The sequence below is a fragment of the Methylopila musalis genome (genome assembly GCF_042679725.1).
Lineage (GTDB): Bacteria > Pseudomonadota > Alphaproteobacteria > Rhizobiales > Methylopilaceae > Methylopila > Methylopila musalis.
In genome coordinates, this window is the sequence record NZ_JBHTMX010000111.1 from 1 (window position 1) to 9,552 (window position 9,552).

The following is a 9,552-nucleotide window of genomic DNA, read 5'->3' on the forward strand; positions in this document are numbered from 1 at the left end:
CTCCGGGCGCGGGGACGCCTCCCCCGCCCCACGCTCCGCGCGGCGCTCGCCGCCGCGCTCGGGCTCGCAGGGCTCGGGCTCATCGGCCAGAGCCTCTACATGGACGCCAAGGCCGCGCTGGCGCAGGTGCTGCTGGAGCGCGCCTTCTCGGAAAGCCTCGCCACCGGCGCGCCGGTGAAGGCGTGGCGCTGGGCCGACACCTGGCCGGTGGCGCGGCTTGAGGTTCCGAGGCTCGGCGCCAGCGAGATCGCGCTCGCCGGCACGAGCGGCGAGGCGCTGGCCTTCGGACCGGGGCGTCTCGCCGGCGCGCCCGAGGCGGGGGAGCCGGGCACGGCGGTCTACGCCGCCCATCGCGACACCCATTTCGCGTTCCTGCGCCATGTGCGCGTCGGCGACGAGATCCGCGTCACGCGGCGAGACGGCGTGACCGCCCGCTTCCGCGTGGAGCGCCTGCGCGTCGCGCCCTGGAACGCCTCCGGCATCGACCCCCAGGCGCAAGGCCGCCGCCTCGCGCTCGTCACCTGCTGGCCCTTCGACGCCCTCACCCCCGGCCCGCTGCGCTACGTGGTCGAGGCGCAGGCGATCGACGACGTCGCCCAAAGCGGAGACGCGGGGCGCTGATGGGCGGGGGCGCAGGCGTGGCAAGTTGAACGGGCTTCGAGGACGAAAGCGAAAGGCGCCTCCGAGCGTGAAGGTGTGGGCATAACCGTACGTAAGAGATGGTTCGAAGAGCGGTTGTATTATTTCTGTATATTATATAGTTATGTATTCGATTATTTTATTCGTTGTAATAGGTGCGGTGTTCAGGATGCTTGGAGAATAACGAATCAAAAAGGTGTCGCTCGCGGAAAAATAAGGTCGCCTCCTTTTCGTCGTCGGCGTTGGGACCCTCGCTGATCGCAACAGAAACAGCGCTCAGGACGCCATGCACATCAGAACGCAGCGATAAATTTAGGCCTCTATCATCGACGTATTGCCCATTTAGAACATTCGCATGCAGATTTCGGTTGTAATGATCCGATGGAGTGAATGCGCCAAAGGCGATACCCATCGGAGGGTCAAGATGTTCGATTGTGACAGCGCCGACTGTAACTCCGTCATGAAGAATATTTATGAACATTCGTGACGCTCGGGGCTTTATTGATGCGAATTAAGTAATATAAGTAAATTAAAAATTATCATTATCAATGAATATTAAGATGCAGAGATCGGTGCGCGCTTCGTGATTTTAGCTGCGCGGGCTGTGATGTGTCTGATGCTGTCTGCTCGCGCAAGTATGTAATCGCGAGGGGACAACGCCACAGTCATGTCCGCGGAGCCCAGCTGTCGGTCAAGCCGTAATACGCCTCAAAAAACAGCATGCGCCTGTTCCGAGGGACGCTCAACCGATCCAGACATCGGGAGAACCATGTGTGACACCCGTGTATATCACCGGGCGCGCTGGAGCCCCAAGGGGCTCAACACATGTTCATTTTTTAGGGAAAATCTGGTGCCGCAGGGGAGGATTGAACTCCCGACCTCACCATTACCAATGGTGTGCTCTACCACTGAGCTACTGCGGCGTCGGCCTCCGTCCCGAGGGGGCGTGGCGAAGCGCGCGGAACCTGCCACATGGGGGGCGGCGGCGCAAGCCGGGCGGGGCGGACTTTTTCGAGCCGCCCCGCGCCTCACGCCTCCGCCAGCAGGGCGGCGTCGATGCGGCCGTCGTGCTCGAAGGTGGCGGGGCCGGTCATGAGGATGTGGTCGTCGCCCTCGCGCCACTGAATCCTGAGCGATCCGCCGGGCAGCGTCACCGTCACGTCGCGGCCGGTGCGGCGGGTGCGGGCGGCGGAGACGGCGGAGGCGCAGGCGGAGGTGCCGCAGGCGAGCGTCAGCCCCGCCCCGCGCTCCCACACCTTCAGGGTGAGCGCTGCGCGCGAATCGATCCGGGCGAGCGAGATGTTGGCCCGCTCCGGGAACAGCGGGTGATTCTCAAGGAGCGGCCCCACGCGGCCGAGGTCCACCACGTCGAGGTCGGACACCCAGAAGATCGCGTGCGGGTTGCCCACGTTGGCGACCGAGGGCGAATGGATCAGCGGCGCGTCGATCGGGCCGACCTGCAGCTCGATGGCGCGGGTGTCCGCGAAGGGCTCGGACAGCGGAATGTCGGCCCAGTCGAACTTCGGCGCGCCCATGTCCACGGTCACCTGGTCGGGCTCCGCGCCGGCGGAGCACACGAGCGGGCCGGCGGAGGTCTCGAGCAGCGCGCCGTCGCGCCCGCTTTCGCGCATCAGGGCCCAGGCGACGCAGCGCGTGCCGTTGCCGCAGGCGGCGGCCTCCGACCCGTCGGCGTTGTAGATGCGCATGAAGGCGTCCACGTCGCCCCGCCCCGGATGCAGCGCCATGAGCTGGTCGAAGCGGGTGGCGTCCCGGGCGGCCAGCGCACGCGCCTCGGCGGGCGTCACGACGCCGCCCTCGCGCAGGTCGAGCACGAGGATCTCGTTGCCGAGGCCGTTCATCTTCAGGAAGGGGCGACCGATCAGGGAGCTCATGCGCGACACCGGCTGTTCGGCGGCCGCACGCGGGCCGTCGTCACGCCTTCATATCGCGCGCCAAAGGGCGAAACGCCAGGGTTTCGCCGCGACGGAGCGTCCGGGACGCGGTGGGGGAGGGTCTCAGCCCACGCCGGTCGGCGTCTGTTCCGCCACGGCGGCGGGCGCGGGGCCCCCGGCGTAGGCGTCGGCCCCCAGGCTTACGCCGAGGGCGATCAGCGCGATCGCGCCGATACGGGAGGGCCAGCAAGCGAACGCCTTGAAAACGGCGCCGTCGCGCGGTGCGATGAGGGTCATAGCGTCTCTCCGACGGGCTTATGCCTTGCGCTGCGGACGAGAGCCTGACTTCCGCGACGCCTCGGATAATGGACGTTCATCAAGGTCGCCGTGATCGACGCGGGATGCGCGACCAGCGGGCGAGCCATGTGTGCTCTACGGCGGGCACACTAGCGTGGGTTTTCCCCCGCGGCGAGCGATGTGACAGAGGCGCGACGCTCCGTCGCGGCGCGGTTGACGGCTACCCCTTGGGCCTGTAATCAGCCCCCACGTCTTGAAAGACCAGACGCCAGCCAAGCCGCCCGTCCCATGAGTTCGGGGGGTCAACGTCCGCCGACGATCACGTCCGCGGGCGCGTTTTGCGTTGCGCGTTCCGGGCTCCTTTTCAGACCAACCACGAGGCGCTGGCCTTCATGTTCGAGACCCTGACCGACCGCCTCGGCGGCATTCTGGACCGGCTGACCCGCCGCGGCGCGCTGACCGAGGCGGACGTGGCCGAGGCCATGCGCGAGGTGCGCCGGGCGCTGCTGGAGGCGGACGTCGCGCTCGAGGTGGTGCGGTCCTTCATCGACCGGGTGAAGGAGCGCGCCGTCGGCGTCGAGGTGGTGAAGTCGGTCACCCCCGGCCAGATGGTGGTCAAGATCGTCCATGACGAGCTCGCCGCCATGCTCGGGCCGGACGCGCAGCCGATCAGCCTCGCGGCCGCGGCCCCGGTGCCGATCCTGATGGTCGGCCTGCAGGGCTCCGGCAAGACCACCTCCACCGCCAAGATCGCCCGCCGCCTCAGCCAGCGCGACAAGCGCAAGGTGCTGATGGCCTCGCTCGACACCCGCCGCCCGGCGGCGATGGAGCAGCTCGCGACGCTGGGCCGCCAGACCGAGGTCGCCACGCTGCCGATCGTGCCGGGGCAGACCGCGCTGCAGATCGCCCGCCGGGCGATGGAGGCGGGCCGGCTCGGCGGCTACGACGTGGTGCTGCTCGACACCGCGGGCCGCACCACCCTCGACGACGCGCTGATGGCGGAGGTGGTCGAGGTCAAGCAGGCCACCAACCCGCACGAGGTGCTGCTGGTGGCCGACGCCCTCACCGGCCAGGACGCGGTGACGACCGCCCGCGCCTTCGACCAGGCGGTGGGCGTCACCGGCATCGTGCTCACCCGCATGGACGGCGACGGCCGCGGCGGCGCGGCGCTCTCCATGCGCGCCGTCACCGGCAAGCCGATCAAGCTGGTGGGCGTGGGCGAGAAGTTCGACGCGGTCGAGGAGTTCGATCCCTCCCGCATCGCCAACCGCATCCTCGGCATGGGCGACGTGGTCTCGCTGGTCGAGAAGGCCGCGGCCACCATCGACGCCGAGAAGGCGGCCAAGACCGCCGAGCGCATGCGCAAGGGCCAGTTCGATCTGAACGACCTGCGCGACCAGCTTCAGCAGATGCAGCGCATGGGCGGCATGTCGGGCCTGATGGGCCTGATGCCGGGCGTCGCCAACCTCAAGAAGCAGATGGCGGGCGCCAATCTGGACGAGGGCATGTTCCGGCGGCAGGCCGCGATCATCGACAGCATGACCCGCGAGGAGCGCCGCAACCCCGACGTTCTCAAGGCCTCGCGCAAGAAGCGGGTGGCGGCGGGCTCGGGCGTGAAGGTCGAGGACGTCAACAAGCTGCTGAAGATGCACCGCCAGATGGCGGACATGATGAAGCTGATGGGCAAGGGCGCGAAGTCCGGCCGTGGCCCGCTCGCCGGTCTCGGCGCGGCGCTGGGCTTCGGCGGCGGCGCCCCGCAGATCCCGCCGGAGGCTCTGGAGGAGCTGAAGAAGGGCAAGCTGCCGGACGGCCTGCCGCCCGGCTTCCCCGGCGGCGGCGGGCTTCCGGGCGGAATGCCGGGGCTTCCCGGCCTCGGCGGGCCGAAGCTGCCGGGCCTCGGCGGCTTCCGGGGCCTCGGCAAGAAGAAGTGAGCTTTTGACATTCAGGTGGAGATTGCGGTGGACGCGCGAGCGCGACGCCCGAAGCCTCCGCCGGATGGACCGAACGACCCTGAACCGCTCCCGGCCTGAGGCCGGGGCCACGACCTGACTGGAAGGAAAGAAAATGTCCCTGAAGATCCGTCTCGCCCGCGGCGGCGCCAAGAAGCGTCCGTTCTACCGCATCGTCGTCGCCGACTCGCGCTATCCCCGCGACGGCCGCTTCATCGAGCGCATCGGCACCTACAACCCGGTGCTGCCGAAGGACGCCGAGCGCGTCGTCCTCGACGTGGAGAAGGCCAAGGAGTGGCTGGCCAAGGGCGCGACCCCGACCGACCGCGTGCACCGCTTCCTGGACCAGGCCGGCCTGCTGAAGCGCCCGGCCCGCAACAACCCGACCAAGGCCGAGCCCGGCAAGAAGGCGCAGGAGCGCGCCGCCGAAGCCGCCGCCAAGGCCGAAGCCGCGGAGTGATCCGCCTCCGGGCCGCATGACCGCGGCCCGGATTTCGGACGCTGTCCGGAACGTCGCGCGGGGCCGTCACGCCCGAGCGTGTCTCGGGCGTCCGCGACTCGCTCGCTCGAGCTTTCGCTCGGTGAAACGTCGTGGATGCCCGCGCTTCGCGCGGGCATGACGGTTGCTTGCGGGCGCTGCGGCGCTCCCCGATGTGCGTGGTCCCGGCGCGGCGTCCGTCCGCTCCGGGGCTTTGCGTTCCGCCTTCGGCCTTTGAACGAGACGACACCGCCCATGACCTCTTCCCGACGGGTTCAGATCGGCGTCATCGGCGCCGCCCACGGCGTCCGGGGGGAGGTGCGCGTGAAGTCGTTCACCGCCAACCCGATCGATCTGGCGGCCTACGCCCCCATCACCGCCGAGGACGGCGTGCGCGCCTTCGCGGTGGCCGGCCTGCGTCCCCTCAAGGACGACATGCTGGTGGTGCGCTTCAAGGGCGTGGACAGCCGCGACAAGGCCGAGGCGCTGAACGGCGTCGGCCTGTTCGTCCCCCGCGAGGCGCTGCCCGCCGAGGACGAGGACGAGTTCTACTGGACCGACCTGATCGGTCTGCGGGTCGAGACCGCGGACGGCGCCCGCGTCGGCGAGGTGGTGACCGTGACCAATTTCGGCGCCGACGACCTGCTGGAGGTGCGGCTCGCCGGCGAACGGCGCACCGTCTATCTGCCCTTCACCAAAGCCGTGGTGCCGACGGTCGATCTCGCCGGCGGCCGCGTCGTGGCCGAGATTCCGGACGGCCTGCTCGACCCGCCTTCGGACCGGCCCGAGCGCTGAGCGTCCGTCGCCGGCGTCCGGAAACCCCCGACGTCCGCTCCATGCGAGCGCCAGGCCCGCGCGTCGCGCGGGCGCGCTGACGTTTCAAAGCTTTAGCGGATCACCAGCTCATCCGGCAGTTCGTCGCGGCGGCCGGGTTCGGGCGGCAGGGCGGCGGCCAGCGCCTCGCCGCAGCGGTCCACGGCAGCGATCACGCCCTCGATCAGCCGGCCCTCGCGGGCGGCGCCGACGATCAGCTCCACCTCCTCCCGCCAGGTCGCGGGATCGACCGCCTCGTGCACGCCAACGTCCGCGATCACCTCCGCGCGCCGGTCGGCCACCGCCACATGGATCAGCACGCCGACGCGGGCCTTGGTGCCGGCGACGCCGAGCTCGTCGAAGGCGTTGAGCGCCGCGCGGTGGGCGGCGGCGGGCGCCGCCAGCCGGTCCAGCCGCAGCGCGCGCCGCACCCGCGACGAGGCCGCGAGCCCGGCGAGGATGAGGAACAGTCCGGCCTGAATCCCCGCGATCGCGAGCGTCGAGAGACCGGAATGCGCCAGCGGCGCCGCCGCGCCGATGGCGATCAGCCCGGCGGCGACCAGCGCCAGCGTGGCGTCGGTCTCCTCGCAGGTCTCGGTCTCGATCACCACAACGATCTCGGCCGCGGTGCGGGCCTCGGCCGCGCGCACGGCGGCCGCGACCCGGGCGCGGTCGTTCGGGGTGAGGGCGGTGGTTTCGCTCACCATCCGCCCGACGCTCCGCCGCCGCCGGACGAGCCCCCGCCTCCGCCCCCAAAACCTCCGCCGCCGCCCCCGCCAGACCATCCGCCGCCGCCGAAGCCGCCGCCCATGCCGGGCCCGCCGATGATCCAGGGGCTGCGCCGGCGCCCCCGGCCATAGGGGGGCGAGTTCGAGGATCGGAACGAGCGCAGGAACACGACGACGAAGAACAGCATGAAGCCAAGCATGAACAGCGTGACGAGCAGCGGCGGCTCCTCATGCCGCGCCTCGGCCGCGCGGGCCTTGAAGTCCTCCGCGTGGCCGGAGAACACCGCGATCACGTCGTCCGCGCCCCGGGTCACGCCGCCGGGGATGTCGCCGGCGCGGAAGCGGGGCAGGATGGCGTTCTCGATGATGAGGCGGGAGACCGCGTCGGTGAGGTCGCCCTCCAGCCCGTAGCCCACCTCGATCCGCACCTTGCGTTCGGTGGGGGCGACCAGCAGCAGCGCGCCGTCGTTGCGCTGGGCGTCGCCGAGCTTCCACGCCCGAAACAGCCGGTTGCCGAAATCCTCCACCGAGGTTCCCTGCAGCGACGGCACGGTGGCGACGGCGAACTGGTGGCCGGTGGACTTTTGGAAGGCGTCGAGCTTGTCGGTCAGCGCCTGTTCGGCCTGCGGCGGCAGCACGTCCGCCTGATCGACCACAAGACCGGTGAAGGCGGGGAAGCTCAGCTCCTGCGCCAGCGCGGCGGGCGCGAACGCCAGCCACAGGCCGGCGAGGCCTGCGCGGACAGTGACGACGAGGGGGCGGCCGGCGATGATCATCTCCGCCCCATAAGCTAGATACGCCGCGCCCGTCGGCAAGCGGCGAGGCGCACGGCCTTTCGACGCTCGCACGGCCGAACGGCGCGCTCCCCTTGTCCCGGCCTTGAGCCGGGACCCAGAACCTCTGGACTTTCAGAACAGGGCGCGACGACCGGAGAGCATTATTCTGCGACCGATGGCGTCTCTGGGTCCCGGCTCAAGGCCGGGACAAGGAAGAGGAGGGCGGTCCGAGCGATCTGCTGTCGCTGCGGGGTTTTCAACGCTCGCCCGGCTGAACGGCGCGCTCCTCTTGTCCTGGCCTTGAGCCGGGACCCAGACACGCCGCCATCTGGCGGTGAAGCGGTCCGGTCGTCGCGGCTATGTCTGAACCGCCGACGTTTCTGGGTCCCGGCTCAAGGCCGGGACAAGGAAGAGGAGGGCGGCCCCGCCGCGCTCCTCAGGCGGCCGTGTCGGTGGTGAGGATGATTTTGCCCATGTGGGTGCTCTCCTCCATCAGCCGGTGCGCGTCGGCGGCGCGGGCGAGGGGGAAGGTGGCGTGCACCACGGGCTTGATCTTGCCCGCCTCGATCAGCGGCCAGACCTCGCGGGTCAGCGCCTCGGCGATCGCGGCCTTCTGGGCCACCGGCCGGGCGCGCAGGGTGGAGCCGGTGAGGTTAAGCCGCTTCAGCATGATCGGCGTGAGGTCGATGCTGACCTTCGGCCCCTGCATGAAGGCGATCTGGACCAGGAAGCCGTCCGCCGCCAGCGACTTGAGGTTCTTGGCGGTGTACTCGCCGCCGACCATGTCGAGAATGACGTTGACGCCCTTGCCGCCGGTCTCCTCCTTCAGCACGGCCTGAAAGTCCTCCGCGCGGTAGTCGATGCCGCGCTTGGCGCCGAGCGTCTCGCAGAAGGCCGCCTTTTCCGGCCCGCCGGCGGTGGCGTAGACCGTGGCGCCGCGGGCGGCGGCGAGCTGGATGGCGGTGACGCCGATGCCGCTGGTGCCGCCGTGCACGAGGAAGCTCTGGCCGCTCTTCAGCCCGGCGCGGTCGAACACGTTGGACCACACGGTCATGAAGGTCTCGGGCAGGCTCGCGGCCTCCACCATGGTGAGGCCCTTCGGGACGGACAAACAGTTCGAGGCGTGGGCCACGGCGTATTCGGCGTAGCCGCCGCCCGCGATCAGCGCGCAGACCGCGTCGCCGACCTTGAGGTTCTCGACGCCGGCGCCGAGCGCGACCACGCGGCCGGCGATCTCGAGGCCGAGCGTCTCCGGCGCGCCGGGAGGGGCCGGATACATGCCCTTGCGCTGCATCACGTCGGGGCGGTTCACGCCGGCGGCGGCCACCTCCACCAGCACCTCGCCCTCCTTCGGCTCCGGCAGCGGTCCGCGCGCGAGCGTCAGCACGTCCGGCTCGCCTGCGCCCTCGGCGCGGATGAAGGCCATGTCGGCGGGAAGCTGGGTCATGGGGCGTCCGGTCCTTGCGGTGGCGTGTCGTTGGGGCATGGTGTGGCGCGCGCCGGGCCGAAGGGCAACCCTTCCGGACGTGGCGCCGGGCTCCGAATATGCGATGACGGGACGCCCGTTCCGCCTGACGCTTTCGAGGAAGCCGCGCATGTCCGTCTTCGCCGACGCCGCCCCAGACGCCACGCCGGTGTGGTTCACGCCCGGCGGCGCCCCGCTGCCGCAGGCGGCGACGCGCTGGGCCGAGGCCACGGGCTTCGAGAACGGGCCGGGCAAGACGCTGCTGACGCCGGACGGCGCGGGCGGCCTCGCGGGCGTGGTGTTCGGCGTCGAATCCGGCGAGGCGCGCCAGATCAATCCGTTTCTCGCCGGCCGCCTCGTGGGCGCGCTGCCCGCCGGGACCTACCGCTTCGACGGCGAGCTGCGCGACGCCCGCCTCGCCGCGCTCGCCTCCGCGCTCGGCGCTTACCGCTTCACCCGCTACGGCAAGCCGCCGGTGACCGACGCGCGCCTCGTCGCGCCGGACGGCGTCGACC

General features: G+C 70.4%; 10 protein-coding genes, 1 tRNA gene and 1 pseudogene. 5 read left to right on the forward strand and 7 right to left on the reverse strand.

The features are described from left to right. Nucleotides 1-621, forward strand: a 621-nt coding sequence (locus tag ACFQ4O_RS11780; RefSeq protein ID WP_378775889.1) for a class GN sortase, incomplete at its 5' end; no start/stop codon positions are given. 157 nt (nt 622-778) lie between these two features. Here the strand turns inward: ACFQ4O_RS11780 and ACFQ4O_RS11785 are convergent. The 4 genes from ACFQ4O_RS11785 to ACFQ4O_RS11800 form a co-directional block, all read right to left on the reverse strand. Continuing rightward, nucleotides 779-1,051: a hypothetical protein gene (locus ACFQ4O_RS11785; protein WP_378775890.1), complete on the reverse strand. Its 273-nt coding sequence runs from the start codon at nt 1,049-1,051 to the stop codon at nt 779-781. A 436-nt stretch (nt 1,052-1,487) separates the two neighbouring features. After that, nucleotides 1,488-1,562 (reverse strand) — tRNA-Thr (locus ACFQ4O_RS11790). A gap of 105 nt (nt 1,563-1,667) precedes the next feature. Then, the gene (gene dapF / locus ACFQ4O_RS11795; RefSeq protein ID WP_378775891.1) at nt 1,668-2,531 is read right to left on the reverse strand and encodes a diaminopimelate epimerase; all 864 of its coding nucleotides are present in this window, start codon (nt 2,529-2,531) and stop codon (nt 1,668-1,670) included. Between the two features lie 123 nt (nt 2,532-2,654). Beyond that, on the reverse strand, nt 2,655-2,828 hold the full coding sequence (locus ACFQ4O_RS11800) for a hypothetical protein (RefSeq protein ID WP_378775892.1): 174 nt from the start codon (nt 2,826-2,828) through the stop codon (nt 2,655-2,657). A gap of 392 nt (nt 2,829-3,220) precedes the next feature. Between ACFQ4O_RS11800 and ffh the strand changes: the two genes are divergently transcribed. The 3 genes from ffh to rimM all read left to right on the forward strand — a co-directional run bounded on the left by ffh (nt 3,221) and on the right by rimM (nt 6,050). Further along, complete coding sequence (ffh, locus tag ACFQ4O_RS11805) at nt 3,221-4,759, forward strand: signal recognition particle protein (protein WP_378775893.1); 1,539 nt, start codon at nt 3,221-3,223, stop codon at nt 4,757-4,759. 133 nt (nt 4,760-4,892) lie between these two features. Next, nucleotides 4,893-5,237, forward strand: coding sequence for a 30S ribosomal protein S16 (gene rpsP, locus ACFQ4O_RS11810; RefSeq protein WP_378775894.1), 345 nt, complete (start codon nt 4,893-4,895; stop codon nt 5,235-5,237). Between the two features lie 273 nt (nt 5,238-5,510). After that, on the forward strand, nt 5,511-6,050 hold the full coding sequence (gene rimM / locus ACFQ4O_RS11815) for a ribosome maturation factor RimM (protein ID WP_378775895.1): 540 nt from the start codon (nt 5,511-5,513) through the stop codon (nt 6,048-6,050). A 92-nt stretch (nt 6,051-6,142) separates the two neighbouring features. On the opposite strand, the gene ACFQ4O_RS11820 is transcribed toward rimM, so the two are convergent. From ACFQ4O_RS11820 to ACFQ4O_RS11830, 3 genes are all read right to left on the reverse strand, one after another. Further along, the gene (locus tag ACFQ4O_RS11820) at nt 6,143-6,775 is read right to left on the reverse strand and encodes a TPM domain-containing protein (RefSeq protein ID WP_378775896.1); all 633 of its coding nucleotides are present in this window, start codon (nt 6,773-6,775) and stop codon (nt 6,143-6,145) included. After that, entirely contained in the window at nt 6,769-7,572 is an 804-nt protein-coding gene (locus tag ACFQ4O_RS11825; RefSeq protein ID WP_378775897.1) for a TPM domain-containing protein, read from the reverse strand. Before ACFQ4O_RS11825 ends, ACFQ4O_RS11820 begins: the two co-directional genes overlap by 7 nt. Nucleotides 7,573-8,008: 436 nt before the next feature. Continuing rightward, on the reverse strand, nt 8,009-9,019 hold the full coding sequence (locus ACFQ4O_RS11830; RefSeq protein WP_378775898.1) for an NAD(P)H-quinone oxidoreductase: 1,011 nt from the start codon (nt 9,017-9,019) through the stop codon (nt 8,009-8,011). Between the two features lie 148 nt (nt 9,020-9,167). On the opposite strand from ACFQ4O_RS11830, the pseudogene ACFQ4O_RS11835 reads away from it, so the two are divergent. After that, a pseudogene (locus ACFQ4O_RS11835) lies at nt 9,168-9,552 on the forward strand (leucyl aminopeptidase family protein); the annotation flags it as partial.

Coding starts and splice junctions, on each gene's coding strand:
- ACFQ4O_RS11820 (WP_378775896.1), bottom strand. CDS start 6,775: ATGGTGAGCGAAACCACCGCCCTCACCCCGAACGACCGCGCCCGGGTC.
- rimM (WP_378775895.1), top strand. CDS start 5,511: ATGACCTCTTCCCGACGGGTTCAGATCGGCGTCATCGGCGCCGCCCAC.
- ACFQ4O_RS11830 (WP_378775898.1), bottom strand. CDS start 9,019: ATGACCCAGCTTCCCGCCGACATGGCCTTCATCCGCGCCGAGGGCGCA.
- dapF (WP_378775891.1), bottom strand. CDS start 2,531: ATGAGCTCCCTGATCGGTCGCCCCTTCCTGAAGATGAACGGCCTCGGC.
- ACFQ4O_RS11825 (WP_378775897.1), bottom strand. CDS start 7,572: ATGATCATCGCCGGCCGCCCCCTCGTCGTCACTGTCCGCGCAGGCCTC.
- rpsP (WP_378775894.1), top strand. CDS start 4,893: ATGTCCCTGAAGATCCGTCTCGCCCGCGGCGGCGCCAAGAAGCGTCCG.
- ACFQ4O_RS11785 (WP_378775890.1), bottom strand. CDS start 1,051: ATGGGTATCGCCTTTGGCGCATTCACTCCATCGGATCATTACAACCGA.
- ACFQ4O_RS11800 (WP_378775892.1), bottom strand. CDS start 2,828: ATGACCCTCATCGCACCGCGCGACGGCGCCGTTTTCAAGGCGTTCGCT.
- ffh (WP_378775893.1), top strand. CDS start 3,221: ATGTTCGAGACCCTGACCGACCGCCTCGGCGGCATTCTGGACCGGCTG.